This is a genomic window from Terrabacter koreensis (assembly GCF_054783315.1).
On the sequence record NZ_BAAGQU010000004.1, the window covers coordinates 260,330 to 276,873 of the forward strand.

The 16,544-nt window shown below is 73.3% G+C and carries 15 protein-coding genes; 12 read left to right on the forward strand and 3 right to left on the reverse strand.

The annotated features are described in order from the left end of the window. From ACYVNR_RS03940 to ACYVNR_RS03965, 6 genes are all read left to right on the forward strand, one after another. Nucleotides 1-1,065 (forward strand): phosphotransferase family protein, encoded by a 1,065-nt coding sequence (locus ACYVNR_RS03940; protein WP_461046696.1) that lies wholly within the window; start codon nt 1-3, stop codon nt 1,063-1,065. Between the two features lie 6 nt (nt 1,066-1,071). After that, nucleotides 1,072-2,286 (forward strand): acyl-CoA dehydrogenase family protein, encoded by a 1,215-nt coding sequence (locus ACYVNR_RS03945; RefSeq protein WP_461046698.1) that lies wholly within the window; start codon nt 1,072-1,074, stop codon nt 2,284-2,286. After that, nucleotides 2,286-3,455: an acyl-CoA dehydrogenase family protein gene (locus ACYVNR_RS03950; RefSeq protein WP_461046700.1), complete on the forward strand. Its 1,170-nt coding sequence runs from the start codon at nt 2,286-2,288 to the stop codon at nt 3,453-3,455. The genes ACYVNR_RS03945 and ACYVNR_RS03950 overlap by 1 nt, the downstream gene beginning before the upstream one ends. A 61-nt stretch (nt 3,456-3,516) precedes the next feature. Then, nucleotides 3,517-3,930, forward strand: coding sequence for a nitroreductase family deazaflavin-dependent oxidoreductase (locus tag ACYVNR_RS03955; RefSeq protein WP_461046702.1), 414 nt, complete (start codon nt 3,517-3,519; stop codon nt 3,928-3,930). A gap of 144 nt (nt 3,931-4,074) precedes the next feature. Then, nucleotides 4,075-6,558 carry a sensor histidine kinase gene (locus ACYVNR_RS03960; RefSeq protein ID WP_461046704.1) on the forward strand — a complete coding sequence of 828 codons (2,484 nt, stop codon included), beginning with the start codon at nt 4,075-4,077 and terminating at the stop codon, nt 6,556-6,558. Between the two features lie 57 nt (nt 6,559-6,615). Further along, nucleotides 6,616-8,421 carry a sensor histidine kinase gene (locus tag ACYVNR_RS03965; protein ID WP_461046706.1) on the forward strand — a complete coding sequence of 602 codons (1,806 nt, stop codon included), beginning with the start codon at nt 6,616-6,618 and terminating at the stop codon, nt 8,419-8,421. A gap of 23 nt (nt 8,422-8,444) precedes the next feature. On the opposite strand, the gene ACYVNR_RS03970 is transcribed toward ACYVNR_RS03965, so the two are convergent. The 3 genes from ACYVNR_RS03970 to ACYVNR_RS03980 all read right to left on the reverse strand — a co-directional run bounded on the left by ACYVNR_RS03970 (nt 8,445) and on the right by ACYVNR_RS03980 (nt 11,379). Then, a complete protein-coding gene (locus ACYVNR_RS03970; protein ID WP_045191022.1) occupies nt 8,445-8,849 on the reverse strand; it encodes a hypothetical protein in 405 nt (134 codons plus the stop codon). A gap of 110 nt (nt 8,850-8,959) precedes the next feature. Beyond that, the gene (locus tag ACYVNR_RS03975; protein WP_461046708.1) at nt 8,960-10,606 is read right to left on the reverse strand and encodes an alkaline phosphatase family protein; all 1,647 of its coding nucleotides are present in this window, start codon (nt 10,604-10,606) and stop codon (nt 8,960-8,962) included. Beyond that, nucleotides 10,603-11,379 (reverse strand): CDP-alcohol phosphatidyltransferase family protein, encoded by a 777-nt coding sequence (locus tag ACYVNR_RS03980; RefSeq protein ID WP_461046710.1) that lies wholly within the window; start codon nt 11,377-11,379, stop codon nt 10,603-10,605. Before ACYVNR_RS03980 ends, ACYVNR_RS03975 begins: the two co-directional genes overlap by 4 nt. An 83-nt stretch (nt 11,380-11,462) precedes the next feature. Here ACYVNR_RS03980 and ACYVNR_RS03985 point away from each other — a divergent pair, with 83 nt between their 5' ends. The 6 genes from ACYVNR_RS03985 to ACYVNR_RS04010 all read left to right on the forward strand — a co-directional run bounded on the left by ACYVNR_RS03985 (nt 11,463) and on the right by ACYVNR_RS04010 (nt 16,503). Then, nucleotides 11,463-12,455, forward strand: coding sequence for a zinc-dependent alcohol dehydrogenase (locus ACYVNR_RS03985; protein WP_461046712.1), 993 nt, complete (start codon nt 11,463-11,465; stop codon nt 12,453-12,455). Between the two features lie 41 nt (nt 12,456-12,496). Continuing rightward, entirely contained in the window at nt 12,497-12,895 is a 399-nt protein-coding gene (locus ACYVNR_RS03990; RefSeq protein ID WP_461046714.1) for a 6-pyruvoyl trahydropterin synthase family protein, read from the forward strand. Next, nucleotides 12,892-13,944, forward strand: coding sequence for a glycosyltransferase family 4 protein (locus ACYVNR_RS03995; protein WP_461046715.1), 1,053 nt, complete (start codon nt 12,892-12,894; stop codon nt 13,942-13,944). Before ACYVNR_RS03990 ends, ACYVNR_RS03995 begins: the two co-directional genes overlap by 4 nt. A gap of 73 nt (nt 13,945-14,017) precedes the next feature. Further along, nucleotides 14,018-15,067, forward strand: a complete 1,050-nt coding sequence (locus tag ACYVNR_RS04000) for a lysylphosphatidylglycerol synthase transmembrane domain-containing protein (RefSeq protein WP_461046717.1) — start codon at nt 14,018-14,020, stop codon at nt 15,065-15,067. Beyond that, a complete protein-coding gene (locus ACYVNR_RS04005; RefSeq protein WP_461046719.1) occupies nt 15,060-15,779 on the forward strand; it encodes a RibD family protein in 720 nt (239 codons plus the stop codon). Before ACYVNR_RS04000 ends, ACYVNR_RS04005 begins: the two co-directional genes overlap by 8 nt. After that, a complete protein-coding gene (locus tag ACYVNR_RS04010; protein ID WP_461046721.1) occupies nt 15,772-16,503 on the forward strand; it encodes a GTP cyclohydrolase II in 732 nt (243 codons plus the stop codon). The genes ACYVNR_RS04005 and ACYVNR_RS04010 overlap by 8 nt, the downstream gene beginning before the upstream one ends. The last annotated feature ends 41 nt before the right edge of the window (nt 16,504-16,544 follow it).

The window sequence follows — 16,544 nt, forward strand, 5'->3', positions numbered from 1 at the left end:
GTGACCGACCCGGACCTGCACCGCCGCCCGGCGACACCGGACACCGATCCGCCTGGCCTGCCCCTCGAGCGCCTCGCCGAGTGGCTCGGTTCTGCCGCGCCAGGACTGCTCGGCGCCCCGTTGACCGGACGCGTCGTGGCGGGGGGCAAGTCCAACCTCACGTACGAGGTCGGCGACGGGAGCCGCAGCGTCATCGTGCGGCGCCCGCCGCTCGGTCACGTGCTGGCGACCGCTCACGACATGGGCCGCGAGCACCGGGTCATCAGCGCCCTGCGCGACACCGACGTGCCCGTCCCGGCGACGTATGCCGTGTGCGCCGACGCCGACGTCATCGGGGCCCCGTTCTACGTCATGGAGCGCGTCGCCGGGACGCCCTACCGCTTCGCCGCCCAGCTGGGCCCTCTCGGTCACGAGCGGGTGCGCGCGATCAGCGAGCGCATGGTCGACACGCTCGTCGCGCTGCACGCCGTAGACCCCGCCTCGGTGGGGCTGGGCGACTTCGGGCGGCCCGAGGGGTTCCTCGAGCGGCAGGTGCGGCGGTGGAAGCAGCAGCTCGATGCGTCGCGCAGCCGCGAGCTGCCCGGCATCGACGAGCTGCACGGTCGGCTGGCGGAGTCGGTTCCGGTCCAAGGCGACCCGGCCATCGTCCACGGTGACTTCCGTCTCGACAACCTCCTCGTCACCGACGCCGACGAGGTGTCGGCCGTGCTCGACTGGGAGATGGCCACCATCGGCGACCCGCTCACCGACGTCGCGCTGCTCGAGGCGTACCAGACGCTGCCGCTCATGATGGACAGCGTCGCCGTCTCCGACGTCTCGCGGACGCCGGGTTTCATCACCGCCCCCGAGCTGCGCCGCAGGTATGCCGCCGCGAGCGGGCGCGACCTGACGCACCTGTCGTTCCACCTCGGGCTCGCCTACTTCAAGCTCGCGGTGATCCTCGAGGGCATCCACTACCGCTACACCCAGGGGCAGACCGTCGGCTCGGGCTTCGCGCGCATCGGGGAGGCCACCGGCCCTCTCGTCGCGGCCGGCCTCAGGGCTGTCGAGGCCGAGGAGAACTGAGACGCCATGGAATTCGGATTCGACGCCAAGACCGAGGAGCTCCGACAGGGTCTGCTCGCCTTCATGGACGAGCGCATCGTGCCGTCCCTCCCGGTCTTCGACGAGCAGGTCGCTGCCCTGGACGACCGCTGGGCATGGAGCACCGTCCCGGTCCTGCAGACGCTGCGCTCCGAGGCGCGCGACCTCGGCCTCTGGAACGTCTTCCTCCCCGGAGAGAGAGGGGCCGGCCTCACCAACCTCCAGTACGCGCCGCTGGCCGAGATCACCGGGCGCTGCATCCGGCTCGCTCCCGCGGTGCTCAACTGCGCCGCCCCCGACACCGGCAACATGGAGGTGCTGGCCCAGTTCGGCACCGAGGCGCAGCAGGCCGAGTGGCTGGACCCCTTGCTGCGCGGGGAGATCCGCTCGGCGTTCGCCATGACCGAGCCGGACGTCGCGAGCAGCGACGCCACGAACATCGAGCTGTCGATCAGGCGTGACGGTGACGACTACGTCATCAACGGCCGCAAGTGGTGGATCACCGGGGCGATGAACCCCGACTGCCGCATCTTCATCGTCATGGGCAAGACCGACCCCCATGCCGACCGGCACCGGCAGCAGTCGATGATCCTCGTCCCGCGCGACACCCCGGGGCTCGAGGTCGTGCGTGGCATGGAGGTCTTCGGCTACGACGACCACGACCACGGTGGCCACGCCGAGCTGCGCTTCACCGACGTCCGCGTGCCGGCGAGCAACCTCGTCGCCGGGGAGGGCGACGGCTTCGCCATCGCACAGGCACGTCTCGGCCCCGGCCGCATCCACCACTGCATGCGCTCGATCGGCCTCGCCGAGGTCGCCATCGAGGCGATGTGCCGTCGAGCCTCCGAGCGGGTGGCCTTCGGAAGGCCGATCGCCGAGCAGGGTGTGGTGCGCGACTGGATCGCCGAGTCGCGCGTGCGCATCGAGCAGCTGCGCCTGCTCGTGCTCAAGACCGCGTGGCTCATGGACACCGTCGGCAACAAGGGCGCCCACACCGAGATCCAGGCCATCAAGATCGCCACGCCCAAGACCGTCGAGTGGATCCTCGACAAGGCGATCCAGACGCACGGCGCGGCGGGGCTGAGCCAGGACACCGAGCTGGCCGCCGCGTTCGCCGGCATCCGCACCCTGCGCTTCGCCGACGGCCCCGACGAGGTGCACAAGAACGCCCTGGCCAAGGCCGAGCTGAGGAGGCACGCCTGATGGACTTCGACCTCAGCGCCGAGGAGCGCGAGATCCGCGACTGGGTGCGCACCTTCGTGCGCAAGGAGATCATGCCGCTCGAGCCGCAGGTGCTCGAGCGCGAGCGGCGGCACGAACGGGGCATCACCCCCGACGAGCTGAAGGCGTTGCAGGACAAGGCGAAGGCGTCGGGCTTCTTCGGCATCCAGACCCCCGAGAGCCATGGCGGCATGGGACTGGGGGCCGTCGTCGCGGCCCTCATCGAGATCGAGCTCGGCCGCTCGTTCGTCCAGTTCAGGTTCGGCGGCGAGGCCGACAACATCCTCTTCAGCGCCACCGAGGAGCAGCAGGAGCGCTACCTCGTGCCGACCATCGAGGGCACGCGGAAGTCGTGCTTCGCGATCACCGAGCCGGGCGCCGGGTCCGACGCGCGTGCCATCCGCACGAGCGCGCGGCGCGAGGGTGACGAGTGGGTCATCAACGGGGAGAAGACCTTCATCACCGGCGGGCACGAGGCCGACTTCGTCATGGTCTTCGCCGTCACCGACAAGAAGAAGGGCGCCGACGGTGGGGTGACCTGCTTCCTCGTCGACCGCGACCGCGGCTGGGAGAGCCGGCCGATCGACACCATGGGCGAGTGGGGCCCGGCCGCCCTCTCCTTCCAGGACGTGCGCGTGCCGCACTCGGCGATCCTCGGCGAGGAGGGCAAGGGCTTCGAGCTGGCCATGCGCTGGATCGGCAAGGGCCGCTACATGCTGCCCGCGCGGGCACTCGGGGCGTGCGAACGCCTCGTCGAGATGGGCATGGAGCACGCGCGCAACCGCGTCACGTTCGGCGAGCCGATCGCCAGCCGGCAGGCCATCCAGTGGATGGTCGCCGACTCCGCCGTCGAGATCGAGGCGCTGCGCTGGCTCGTGCTCACCGCGGCCTGGCAGGTCGACAAGGGCCTCGACTCGCGGCAGTCGCAGTCCATGGCCAAGCTCTTCGGCGGCGTCAAGGCCAACGAGATCGTCGACCGCGTGCTCCAGATGCACGGCGGCATGGGCTACACCCGCGAGCTGCCCGTCGAGCGGTGGTACCGCGAGCTGCGGCTGCTGCGCATCTACGAGGGCACCGACGAGATCCAGCGGCGCACCATCGCGCGCAACCTGCTCAGGGGGCACGCCTCGGTGCGTGGGCACCTGGGCTGACCTGACGGCATCCGGCCGATTCCCCTTCCGCCGGTCCCGCACTCGAGCGCATGCTGGAGCGATGGCGGGACCTCCTGCAGCCGCGAAGCAGTTCAACAAGGTGGCCGTGCACCTCGCGGGGCACCGGTTCCTCCCGTTGTGGGCGGTGCTCCGGCACACCGGCCGCAAGAGCGGTCGCCCCTACGAGACCCCGCTCGCGGTGGTGCCCACGGACACGACCTTCCTCATCGCGCTGCCCTGGGGGCGCGGCACGGACTGGGCGCGCAACGTGCGGCACGCCGGCGGGTGCACCGTGCGCTGGAAGGGGCAGGAGTTCGTGTGCACCGAGCCGACGTTCGTGGGCAAGGACGTCGCGCTCGCAGCCACCACCGGCCTGCTCCGGCGGGGGATCGTGCGGCAGGACCTGCCGCACGGCTTCCTCCAGCTCACCCGCACCCCTGCCCCGCGACGCCCGGTGATGCAGTCCGGCTGGTAAGGCCGCACCGCGGCGACACGGAGCGTCGAACGTCCGTTTTGTCGGATTCGCCGGGTCTCTGCGACATCATGGGTCAATGACGTCCGCGCAGAGGGCAGCGGCAGGCTGCAGGTCGCGGTCGGCGCCGACAGGGGGCGTCGGGTGATGGGCGGCCTCGCCGCGCGCTGGAACTGGTGGGTCTGGGCCCTGCTATCGCTCGTCGGCGTCTTCGTGCTCGGCGTCACGGCGGTGCGCTTCGCCCCACCCGGCTCGACCGTCGCGGTCTGGTGGCCGGCGGCGGGGCTCGCGGTGTCGTTCCTGCTCGCGACCGGACGCGACCCACGCGCCTACGTCTTCCTCGTCGGGGTGCTGCTCTCGAGCGGGGCCGCGAACTACTACGGCGGCCGGCCTCCCGTGGTCGCCCTCTGCTTCGGGGTCGCGAACGCAGCCGAGGCGGCCGTCGTGCACGGCCTGCTCACCCGCGGCGCCCGCCGTCCCACCCTCGCGTCGATGGAGGACCTCTGGCGGCTGCTCGCGGCCACCCTCGCGGGGGCGCTCGTCTTCGGGCTGCTGGCCGGACTGACGGTGCGCATCGGTCTGGGCGGCCCGTTCCTCGCGACGATGTCGGCCGTGACCGCCTCGCACGCCGCAGCCGTCCTGGTGCTCGCCCCGATCGGCCTCGCCGCGAGGGTCCGCCGCCCCCAGCCGCTCGGCCTGGAGGACGCCGTCCAGTGGGCGGCGGTGGTGGGCCTGACCGCATGGGTCTTCCACTCGGGTCAGCTGCTGCCGCTCGCCTTCCTGCCGATCCCCGTGCTCGTGTGGGGCGCGCTGCGCCTGGGCCAGCGCACCGTCGCGGTGCAGCTGCTCGTCGTCGGCGTGACCGCCGTCGTCATGACGAGCCTCGGCGGGGGGCCCTTCGCCTCGGCGGCCCTCACCCACGGCATCCGTCCCGAGACGGTCGGGGCGCTCACCCAGGCCTTCCTCGCCACCGCCGCCGTCACGGCGCTGTCGCTGGCCGTCGCGACAACGCAGCGCCGTAACGCCCTCGCCGAGCTGCGTGACGAGGTCGAGCTCAGCGGTGTCGTGCTCGACACGGCCGCCAGCGCCATCATCGTCGTCGACGCCACCGGCACGGTCGTGCGGCTCAACGCCACTGCGGCCCGGCTCATCGGCGACTCGGAGGAGGCGATCGTCGGACGCCGTGCTGCCGACGTCTTCCCCGTCGACGACCGGGATCGCGTGGCGGCCACGATGGCGGGCATCGCGAGCGGAGACTGCCCGCTCACCGAGGAGCACGACTGGGACGTGGAGGGCCTGGGCGTACGCCGTCTGGTGTGGACGAACGCGTACCTGACCGACGACGCCGGCCGGCGCACCCACCTCGTCAAGACCGGCGTCGACGTCACCGACGAGCGCGCCGCGCGCACCTTCGTCGAGGCGTTGCTCGAGGCGGCGACGGCGACCGCGATCATCGGCATGGACCTCGAGGGCATCGTCACGCTCTTCAACCGCGGGGCCGAGAACGTCCTCGGGTGGCGCGCGTCCGACGTCGTGGGCCGCCCGGACTGGCCGTTGCTGCACGACCCCGACGAGATCGCCCGGCGCGCCGCCGAGCTGGGGGTCGAGCCCGGCTTCGACGTGCTCGTCCACCTCGTGAAGCAGGGCGCTCCTGCGGAGGCGCGCGACTGGACGTGCGTGCGCAAGGACGGCACGCGGCGCACGGTGTCGCTCACCATGAGCGGCATCCGCGATGAGGGCGGCCACCTCACCGGCTACCTCGCCGTGGCCGAGGACGTGACGCGGCGCCGTCAGGCCGAGATCGCGCTGCAGGTCGCGCTCGACCGCGAGCGCCAGGCCGTCGAGGAGCTCACCGCGCTCGACCGCACCAAGTCGGACTTCGTCTCGACCGTCAGCCACGAGCTGCGCACGCCCCTGGCGAGCGTGCTCGGCTACGCCGAGATGCTCGAGGACGGAGCCGCCGGACCGCTGACCGACCGGCAGCTCGAGCTCGTCTCGCGCGTCGACCGCAACGGGCGCCGGCTGCTCTCGCTCATCGAGGACCTGCTGCTCAACTCCCGCATCGAGGCCGGACGCCTGCACCTCGACCTGCGCCGCTGCGACCTGTCCGACGTCGTCCGCAGCGCGTGGACGTCGGTGGACACCGTGACGGCCCAGCGCGACCTCGAGCGCCGTGTCGAGGTCGCCGAGAGCCCGCTGTGGATCGAGGGAGACCCGGTGGCGCTCGAGCGGATGGTGACGAACCTGCTCTCCAACGCCGTGAAGTTCACCCCCGACGGCGGCCGGGTGGGCCTCGACCTCGGGCCCGACGAGCACGAGCCGACCATGGTGCGTCTGGTCGTCACCGACACCGGCATGGGCATCCCGGCCGCCGACCACGAGCGCGTCTTCGCGAGGTTCTTCCGGTCGAGCGCCGCCAACGAGAGGGCGATCCAGGGCTCGGGGCTCGGACTGTCGATCGTGCGCGCCATCGCCGAGGGTCACGGCGGCACCGTCTCGGTCGAGTCCGAGCCGGAGCGGGGCTCCACGTTCACGGTGTCGCTGCCCAGGTCTGTTCCAGAGGCGAATTCCGGCGGACCCACCCTTTTGCGGGCGGGTCGGACATATCGTGACCACCAGGGCGACGCGTAGGGGGCGATCCCGCGCTCGCGGACGAGCGACACACGGACGGAAGGCCAGGGGACAGGGGTGCGCGACGGCGTGACGTGGGAGGTGCTGGCGCTCGGACGGCTCACCGACCTGATGAACCGGGCCAGTGCACAGGACGACCTGACGAGCCTCTTCGAGATGGTCGTCGACGGCGCGGCCGACGTCGTCGGCTTCAAGGTCGCCGCGATCAGCCTCGTCATCCCGACGGGAGACGTCGAGGTCGTCGCCGTCGCCGGTGACGACGACGCCCGCAGCGAGCTGATGGGCCGCCGCACCCCCCGCATCAACCTCGAGGCCGAGTTCGCGGCGGCCGAGCGCTGGGGCAGCCTGCGCTTCGTGCCGGCCGGCCAGCTGCCCGCCGGCTCCGGGGACGGCTGGGTCGCCTCCGACTGGACCGCACCGGTCGACGACCCCGACGCGTGGAACCCCGAGGACACCCTCATCGCGCCGTTCTCCGACGCCGTCGGCAACCTCCTCGGCATCCTGTCGGTCGACCTTCCGCTGAGTGGCCGCCGCCCCGACCTCACCCAGCGCGCCGTCCTGGAGCTCTTCGCGCACCAGACGGGGATCGCGATCTCGTCCGCTCGACAGCGCAACGCGCTCGCCGAGCGGGTCAGGCTCGTCGAGGCGGTCCAGACCGTCGCCCGCATCGCCCAGGAGGACCTCGACCCGGCCAAGGTGCTCGACGTCGCGGCCGAGCCGATCGCCGCCGGCCTGGCGACGTCGGGGCTCTGGATGCGCGCCTTCGCGGGTGAGGACGACGACGAGCGCGAGAGCGTGGCGGCCCGCAGTGGCGGCCCGGTGCACACCCCCGTCTCCCTCGTCGCGATCGCTCGTGACATCGCGACCCGCCGCTGGCGTACGGGCAGGGTCGCCGTCGTCGAGCAGGACGGTGCCGGCGACGCCGACCTGGCGTGGCGGGCCGGCGAGCTCGCCGAGGTGCAGCAGTTCCTGCGCGACGCCGGGGCCCGCTCCATCCTCGTCGCACCCATCGGCTCGGGGTCGTCGTGCTTCGGCTACATCGCATGCACGCGCGGACCCGCCGACCCGGAGTGGACCGAGGCCGAGGCGGCCGCCGCGCTCGAGATCGGCCGTGACCTCGGGCGCGCCATCCGCAACGCCCGCCTGTATGCCGCCGAGCGCCGGGTCGCTGCCGAGCTGCGCGAGTCCGACCGCAGCAAGACCCAGCTCTTCTCCACCGTGTCGCACGAGCTGAAGAACCCGCTCGCCTCGATCGTCGGGCACGTGGAGCTGCTGCGGCAGGAGCCGGACGGCAACCCGGACTGGTCGCTGGGCGTCATCGAGCGCAACACCGAGCGCCTGCAGCACCTCGTCGACGACCTCCTGACGCTCTCGCGGGTGAGCGACCCGGACCGGGCCCTCCCCGAGGCCGACGTGGACCTGGGTGTCGTGTCACGTGACGTCGTCGACATGTTCCGGCCGCGCGCCGACCACCAGGACGTGACCCTCACGTTCGACCTGGAGCCCGCGCTGCCGCTCGTGCGCGGCAGCGCCGGCGACCTCGAACGGGTGGTGCAGAACCTCGTCAGCAACGCCGTGAAGTTCACGCCGGCGGGTGGCTCGGTGGCGGTGTCGGTCGCGAGCCGCCGTGACCGGGTGGTGCTGGAGTGCGCCGACGACGGTCTCGGCATCTCGCCGGAGGACCAGGCGGGTCTGTTCACCGAGTTCTTCCGCGGCACCAACCCGGCCAGCCTCAGGGTGCCGGGCACCGGGCTGGGGCTCAGCATCGCCCAGCGCGTGGTGTCGCGGCACGGGGGCCGCATCCACGTCGACTCCGAGCTCGGGCGAGGCACGAGCGTCCGGCTGCTCCTGCCCGCCCTCTGAGTGCACTGACCGGGGCGCCCGCCTCAGGACGCGTGGTGCCCGTGCGTCGTCGCGTGCGTGCGCGGCGCCAGGTCTGTCGAGAACGACCGGGCCCGCAGCAGCAGCGTGGCGCCGACGACGATGCAGACGATCTCGGAGGCGGCCGCGGCGAAGACGGCGAAGCCCTTCCACTCGGTGTGGATGCCGAGCAGGCCCACCGTCGAGGAGATGACGAACGCACCGAGCGTCGCCGCGCCGAAGCCGAGCGTGAGGAAGGCCGGGACCCAGTGCTCCCAGCGCAGCAGCATGATCGCGATGACGACGCCCGCGACCACGTTGACGAGGAACATCGGCCCGACGGACTGGTTGCGCACGCCGTCGAACCACAGGTAGCCGTGCACCGCGGCGGAGACGAGCAGCGCCACGGCACCCAGGATGCGGAGTCTCATCAGGTCACTCCATCCGTCCGGCTCGCCGCGCGGCGTCGGGGTGGCGCCGTGGTGTCGGACTCTCCACCCGGAGACGACACCCGGGGTGCGCCGGTTCACGCGGGGTGCGCTCAGCCGTCGCCGCCGGGGCCGTATGCCGTGAGGAACCGGTCGCGGAAGCGGTCCATCGGCCACACGGGTGCGTCCGTGCCGGGCCGCAGGCCCTCCTGCCAGCCCCAGCCGTGGATGCGCTGGAGCACGGCCGGGTCGCGGGTGACGAGGGTGACGGGCACATCGTGGCTGGCGTTCTCGCCGGACACGACGCTGACGGGCTGGTGGTCGCCGAGGACGAGCACGACGAGGTTCTCGTCCTGCGTCCCCCGCAGGAACGACACGACGCTGTCGAGGGAGTACGCGACGGTCTGGCCGTATGCCGTCCGGATGCGGTCGGTGCTGCGCCACACGACGTCGCGGGTGGGTGCCTTGCCGGCGTCGGCGAGGAAGACCGAGCCGTCCCCGACCTCCGACCAGTCGACGAGGCGCGGCAGGGGAGCCCACGGCACGTGGCTGGTGACGAGGTCCACCTCGGCCATGACCCGGGCCCGGTCGGTCTTGGCCAGCTCGAGCCGGTCGAAGGCCGCGAGGGTGAACTGGTCGGGCATGGGCGCGTAGCCGTAGCCGGGACCGGCGTAGCCGAGCGTGCGGCGGTCGTAGACGCGGTCGTAGCCGTAGAACGCCGGACCCTCCGGCCAGTCGCGAAAGTTGGCCGGGACGACGTCGACGGTGCGCCAGCCGGCCTGCGAGAAGGCCCGGGTGAGCGTGAGGCGCCGCGTGTCGAGCAGCTGGTCGTAGCGCTGCTGGCTGCTCACCCAGAGGCCGGACTGGAGCGTGGAGTGGGCGAGCCAGCTGATGCCGCCGAAGGTCGGCGACGTCAGCCAGGCGCTGCGAGTGCTCCAGCCGTCGGCGCGCAGGCTGCTCGTCCCGGCGGACAGGGCTCGGGCGACGTCGGGGCTCTGCTCGACGGCCACACGCCCGTAGCTCTCGACGAACACGACGACGACGTCCTTGCCGCGCAACGCGGTGAGGAGCTGGTCCGGACGGGTCCCGGCGAAGGCGTCGACCGGGATCTGCGTCGCGAAGGCGGCTCGGTCGGCGGCCGCCTCGCGCACGGTCGTCACCTCGTGGGCGGTCAGGGTCGCGGTGGTCGCCGCCGCGACGGGCAGGTCGCGACCGACGCTCACGCCGAGCGGTGCGCAGACCGCCCACACGACCGCCCCTGCGGCGACGACCCGCCACGCCACGGGGCGGTGTCGCCGGACGAGCCGGCCGACGCGGAGCACCGCCCACGGCACGAGCACGAGCAGGCCGAGGAGCACCAGGGCGGCCCCGGCGACGACGAGCAGGGCGACCGTCGGCCCCATGGAGTCACCGACGAGGTCGCGGGCCGACCCGGCGTAGCGCCAGTCGGTCAGCGCGTTGAACGGACGGTAGAGCGTGGCGACGAAGACCCCGTCGAGCACGCGGAGGGCCAGCATCGCCCCGAGCAGGACGCCGACGACGACGGCCAGCCACCGGCGTACGCGACCGGGGAGCACGAGCAGGGCCGCGAGCAGCACGACTCCCTCGATCGGGACGCGGAGCGCCGCCAGGGGCGTGGCCGCCCAGCCGATGGCGGGGACGGGTGCGACGAGCGCTACCCACAGCACCACGAGGGCGATCACCGTCGCGACGTGCCCGAGGGCCCGGCGCACGGACGTGGGCCGGACGGTGGCGCTCACTGGACCGCTTCGGCCACGGTGACGTCGAGCGGGACCGGGTGGGGGAGGGACGTCGCGGCGTCGGGCGCGGGCAGGCGCCGCAGGGCCGCCACCTCCGTGCCGAACGAGACGACCAGCAGCGCCAGCCCGGCCGCGACGCTCAGGGTCACGAGCCGCTCGTCGAGGACCTGCGCCGACGCCACGGTCAGCGCGATCCCCTGGTAGGCCGCCACGACCTTGCGCCAGCGACGGGCGGGCACCTGCCCGCGTAGCCAGGGTGCCCACCGGCCGGCCACGCCGACGGCGAGCAGCACATAGCGTGCGGCGCCGATGCCGAGCACCCACCAGCCGAGGTCGCGTGCGACCTGCACGCTGAGGACGAGGATGAGGAAGGCGTCGGTCTCCATGTCGAAGCGGGCGCCCATGGGGTTCGTCGTGCCCGTGCGCCGGGCCACCCAGCCGTCGACGGCGTCGAGCGCCAGGGCGACCGAGGAGACGGCGACCAGGACGCCGAGCCCGCCGGGTGTGCCGGCCCCGCCGGACGAGGCGGCCACGAGAGCGGTGACGCCGCAGACGAGCACGGCCCGGGTGAGGGTGACACGGTCGGCGGGCAGCAGCGCGCGCCGCCCGACGCGGACGAGCCCGCAGGAGAGCGCCGCCAGGAGGGCCACGCCGCTGGCGAGGCCCGCCATCCACCCGCGCTGGCCCAGCCCGCCGACGTCGTGCAGCCCGGTGAGCAGGCCCAGCACGCCGACGAACCCGATGACCGGGCCGGGGGGGATCAGCTGACGCACGCGCCTCCACCTCATCGAACGGGGTTTGAACCAAGGACGACGTGGCCGCCTCCGGAGTTCAGAGTCCGCTCTAGTCTGGGGCCGTGTCCAGCGTCGCGCAGGCCTTTTGGGTCGCCGAGCCCGGCAGGGGCGAGCTCCGGCCCGTCACCCTGCCCGCAGTGGGCTCCGGCGACGTGCTGGTGCGCTCGTTGCACTCCGGGGTGAGCCGCGGCACCGAGACGATCGTCTTCCGCGGTGCGGTCCCGGCCGACCAGCGCGACGTGATGCGCGCCCCGCACCAGGAGGGCGACTTCCCGGGACCCGTGAAGTACGGCTACCTCAACGTCGGCGTCGTCGAGCAGGGACCGCCGGCGCTGCGCGGGCGCACCGTCTTCTGCCTGCACCCGCACCAGACGGCGTACGTCGTGCCCGCGGAGGCGGTGGTCGCCGTGCCCGACGACGTGCCGCCCCGGCGGGCCGTGCTCGCGGGCACCGTCGAGACGGCCGTGAACGCACTCTGGGACGCGGCACCGCTCGTCGGTGACCGCGTCGCCGTCGTGGGCGCCGGGATGGTCGGGTGCTGCGTCGCCCGGCTGCTGGCCCGCATCCCGGGGGCCCGGGTCACGCTCGTCGACGTCGACCCGTCGCGGTCCGGGGTCGCCGCCGGGCTCGGAGTGGGGTTCGCGCGCCCCGACGACCTCGACCGCAGCGAGCGCGGTCACGACCTCGTCGTCCACACGAGCGCCACGAGCGCGGGCCTGCAGCTCTCGCTCGACCTGCTCGCGCCGGAGGCGACCGTGCTCGAGCTGAGCTGGTACGGCGACCGCACCGTGGAGCTGGCGCTCGGCGGCGCGTTCCACTCGTCGCGGCTCGGCGTCCGCGCGAGCCAAGTGGGTTCCGTTGCGGCAGCGAGGCGCTCGCGCTACTCGTACGCGCAGCGGCTCGCGCTGGCGCTCGACCTGCTGCGCGACCCGTCCTTCGACGTGCTGCTCACGGGGGAGTCGTCCTTCGGTGAGCTGCCCGACGTGCTGCCACGCCTCGTCGACGGCAGCCTGCCCGCCATCTGCCACACGATCACGTATCCCAGCGCCCACTGACCACCCAGCACGACCCACCCACCACCGATCGGGGGAGCCCGTTGTTCAGTGTCACCGTCCGGGACCACATGATGGTCGCGCACAGCTTCCGGGGCGAGGTCTTCGGGCCCGCGCAGGCGCTGCACGGCGCGACGTTCGTCGTCGACGTGACCTTCCGCGGCCCGCAGCTCGACGACGACGACATCCTCGTCGACATCGGTCTGGCGACACAGCACGTCCACGAGGTCGTCGGTGAGCTCACCTACCGCAACCTCGACGACGACCCGGCCTTCACGGGCGTCAACACGTCGACCGAGGTGCTCGCGCGAGCCGTCGCCGACCGCGTCCGCGAGCGGGTGCGTTCGGGGCACCTCGGCGCGGCGTCCGAACAGGTGACCGGTCTCGCGGTCACCCTGCACGAGTCGCACGTCGCGTGGGCCACCTACGAGCGCGACGTGTGACGACCGTCCACGCCGTCGTCCCCGACGGCATCGACGACCCCGCCCGACCGAGCGGCGGCAACACGTACGACCGACGCGTGCTCGACGGTCTACGGGTCGCGGGGTGGACGGTGCACGAGCACCCCGTCGCGGGTGACTGGCCCCGACCGGACTCGACGGCGCTCGCGGGCCTTGCGGCTGTGGTGTCCGAGATCCCCACGGACGCAGTGCTGCTCGTCGACGGTCTCGTCGCGTCGTGCTCCGCCGACGTCTTCGTCGAGGAGGCTCCGCGCCAGCGGCTCGTCGTCCTCGTCCACCTGCCGCTCGAGGTCGCTGACCCCGCAGCCGCGCCCGAGGAGGGGCGCGTCCTCCGGTCGGCGGCAGCGGTGCTGGCGACGAGCGACTGGACGCGTCGCCGCCTCACCGACACGTACGCGCTCGCGGACGACAGGGTCCACGTGGCCCACCCCGGCGTCGACGCCGCGCCGCTCGCGCCGGGCACACCGCACGGCAGCTCGCTGCTCTGCGTCGGTGCCGTGTCGCCCCTCAAGGGACAGACCGACCTCGCCGACGCGCTCGGCCGCGTCGCCGACCTGCCCTGGCACTGCGTGCTGGCCGGTGCCCTCGACGTCGACCCAGACTGCGTCGCCGACGTGCGAGGGCGGCTCGCCTCTGCCGACGTCTCGCAGCGCGTCAGCCTCGTCGGACCGCTCGGGAGGCACGCTCTCCAGCGGGCGTATGCCGCCGCCGACCTCGTCGTGGTCCCCTCCCGTGCCGAGACCTACGGGATGGTCGTGACGGAGGCGCTGGCGCGGGGGCTGCCCGTCGTCGCAACCCGCGTGGGCGGCATACCGGAGGCCCTGGTCGCCAACGGTGCCGACGTGCCGGGCCTGCTCGTCGCGGCCGACGGGCCCGAACCGCTCGCCGCCGCACTGCGCCAGTGGCTGGCGGACGCCGACCTCCGATCGCGATTGCGCTCTCGCGCGGCCGCGCGGCGTGCCACGCTGAGCCCGTGGTCGAGGACGGTCGCCGACGTCGCGCGAGTGCTGGAGCGGGTGAGCCGTGACTGAACCGGCCGTCTCCCGCCGACGTCGTCCGGAGGGAGACCCCCGACCGGGGGCGTCACGGAGAGGCCGGTGGACCATGCGGACGAGCCGGCGCTGGCTGCAGCCGGCCGGGGGTGCGGTGGTCCTCGGCGCCGCCTTCTGGCGCTTCGGCGCGGGCGGCGTCGTCGACGCGCTCCGGGGCATCGACGCCTCGGCTCTCGCGGGGGCCGCGGCCCTCGCGGCGCTCACGACGGTGTGCGGTGCGTGGCGGTGGGCACTCGTGGCCCGGGGCCTCGGCGCGGACCTGACGCTGCGCTCGGCCGTTGCGGAGTCCTACCGGTCGCAGTTCCTCAACGTGACGTTGCCCGGTGGCGTCGTCGGTGACGTGCGACGGGCCGTGCGGCACGGCCGCGCCGGCGGCGACCTCGGCCGGGGCCTTCGCGCGGTCGTCTGGGAGCGAGCAGCCGGTCAGCTCGTGCTGGCGGTGCTCGCCCTCGGCGCGCTCCTGCTGCTGCCGTGGCCGTTCGAGCCGGAGACCGGGGACACCGCAGGCAGCGGGACGGGCGCCGGTCGGCTCGCGCTCGTGCTCGTGCTCGTGGTCCTGGTCCTGGTCCTGGCGCTGGGTGGCTGCGGCGTGCTCTGGGGCATCGGCCGCGGCCGAGGGCCGTGGCGTCTCGTCCGGAGAGGAGTCCGGGTCGTCGCGACTGACCTGCGCGCCGGGGTGCTCGGACGCCGCACCTGGCCCGGGGTCGTCGCGGCCTCGGTGCTCGTCGTCACCGGTCACGTGGCGACCTTCGTCGTGGCGGCCCGCAGCGCCGGTGTCACCGCCGCCGTCCCGAGCCTGTTGCCGCTCGCCCTGCTCGTGCTCGTCGCGATGGGGCTGCCGCTCAGCGTCGCCGGATGGGGTCCGCGGGAAGGTGCGGCCGCGGGGCTCTTCGGTGCTGCAGGCCTCGGATCGGCTGCGGGAATGGGTACGGCAGTGGTGTACGGAGTGCTGGTGCTCGTGGCGAGCCTGCCGGGCGCCGTGCTGCTGGTCGTGTCCCGCCGCAGCGGCACGGTCGATCGGCGTCGCCCCGCCCGCATCGGACCCGTCGTCCTCGCCGGACCAGGCGTGGACGTGGACGTCGAAGGAGCCGCCCGTGGCTGACCGGCCCTACACCCTCCTCAGCTGCGGCATGTCGCTCGACGGCTACCTCGGCTCGGGGACGACGACCCGACTGCTGCTGTCCAACGACGCCGACTTCGACCGGGTCGACGGTGAGCGGGCGGCGAGCGACGCGATCCTGATCGGTGCGGGCACGATCCGCAAGGACAACCCGCGGCTGCTCGTGCGGTCCGCCGAGCGGCGCGCCGCCCGGGTCGCGCGGGGGCTGACACCGTCGCCCACCAAGGTGACGGTGACCCGGCGGGCCGAGCTCGACCGGGCGGCGAGCTTCTTCGCAGCCGACGGGGCGGACAAGATCGTCTACTGCCCGAGCGACACCGTCGGTGAGGCCCGTGACCGCCTCGGCTCTGCCGCGGCCGTCGTCGACGCCGGACGCCCGGTCACGATGAGCCACGTCTGCGACGACCTCGGCGAGCGCGGCGTGCGCCGGCTCATGGTCGAGGGCGGCGGCACCCTGCACACGCAGCTGCTCACAGCCGGGCTGGCCGACGAGCTGCAGCTCGTCGTGGCGCCGTTCTTCGTCGGCGACTCGTCGGCCTGCCGCTTCGTCGGCGACGGGCGCTTCCCGTGGAACGCCGACCGACGGGCGACGCTGGCCGAGGTGCGCCAGATCGGCGACGTCGTGCTCCTCAGGTACGCGTTGTCGCCGCGGTTCGACGACGAGGGCACCGCGGTCGGGGGACGCGATGCGTGAGCCTGCCGCCGCCTCGATCCGCACCCAGGTGCTCGTGCCGATGACGTTCGGCGACGGCTACACGACGACGGCTCGGGTCTTCACCTTCGACGGACTCGTCGACGGGCTCGAGCACGTGGCCCTGGGCCTCGGCGACCGCGCCACCCCCGTCGAGCCCGGCTCGGCCTCCGCGGGCCCGACCCTGACCCGGCTGCACAGCGAGTGCCTCACCGGCGACGTCTTCGGCAGCCGTCGGTGCGACTGCGGCGCCCAGCTTCGTGAGTCGGTCGAGCGGCTCGCCACCACTGGTGGCTTCCTGCTCTACCTGCGGCAGGAGGGCAGGGGGATCGGGCTCTACGCCAAGCTCGACGCGTACGTCCTCCAGGACAGCGGCCTCGACACCTACGAGGCGAACGTCGCGCTCGGCTACGGCGCCGACGAGCGCGACTACACGGTGGCCGCCCAGATGCTCGGTGCGCTCGGCGTGAACCGGGTCGCCCTGCTGAGCAACAACCCCGACAAGGCCGACCAGCTGCGCGGGCTGGGGATCACCGTGGCGCGCCGGGTGCGCACCGGTGTGCACCTCTCCGACGCCAACGCGCACTACCTCTCGACGAAGGTCAGGTACGGCGCCCACACCCTCGACCTCCAGGGCGACGAGGTCGCCGACGCACCCATGGGCGCAGGCGGCGAGCTCGACCGGGGTCTGCGGCTTCGGGGCGACCTGAGTCACGGCACCGCGTGAGCGAAGGCGCGACACGGGGCGGCCTTCCTGCTCGGCAAGGC

Bases quoted from the DNA above. Each gene is read 5' to 3' on its own strand.
- ACYVNR_RS03945 (WP_461046698.1), top strand. From the start codon at position 1,072: ATGGAATTCGGATTCGACGCCAAGACCGAGGAGCTCCGACAGGGTCTG.
- ACYVNR_RS03950 (WP_461046700.1), top strand. From the start codon at position 2,286: ATGGACTTCGACCTCAGCGCCGAGGAGCGCGAGATCCGCGACTGGGTG.
- ACYVNR_RS03955 (WP_461046702.1), top strand. From the start codon at position 3,517: ATGGCGGGACCTCCTGCAGCCGCGAAGCAGTTCAACAAGGTGGCCGTG.
- ACYVNR_RS03960 (WP_461046704.1), top strand. From the start codon at position 4,075: ATGGGCGGCCTCGCCGCGCGCTGGAACTGGTGGGTCTGGGCCCTGCTA.
- ACYVNR_RS03970 (WP_045191022.1), bottom strand. From the start codon at position 8,849: ATGAGACTCCGCATCCTGGGTGCCGTGGCGCTGCTCGTCTCCGCCGCG.
- ACYVNR_RS04000 (WP_461046717.1), top strand. From the start codon at position 14,018: ATGCGGACGAGCCGGCGCTGGCTGCAGCCGGCCGGGGGTGCGGTGGTC.
- ACYVNR_RS04010 (WP_461046721.1), top strand. From the start codon at position 15,772: ATGCGTGAGCCTGCCGCCGCCTCGATCCGCACCCAGGTGCTCGTGCCG.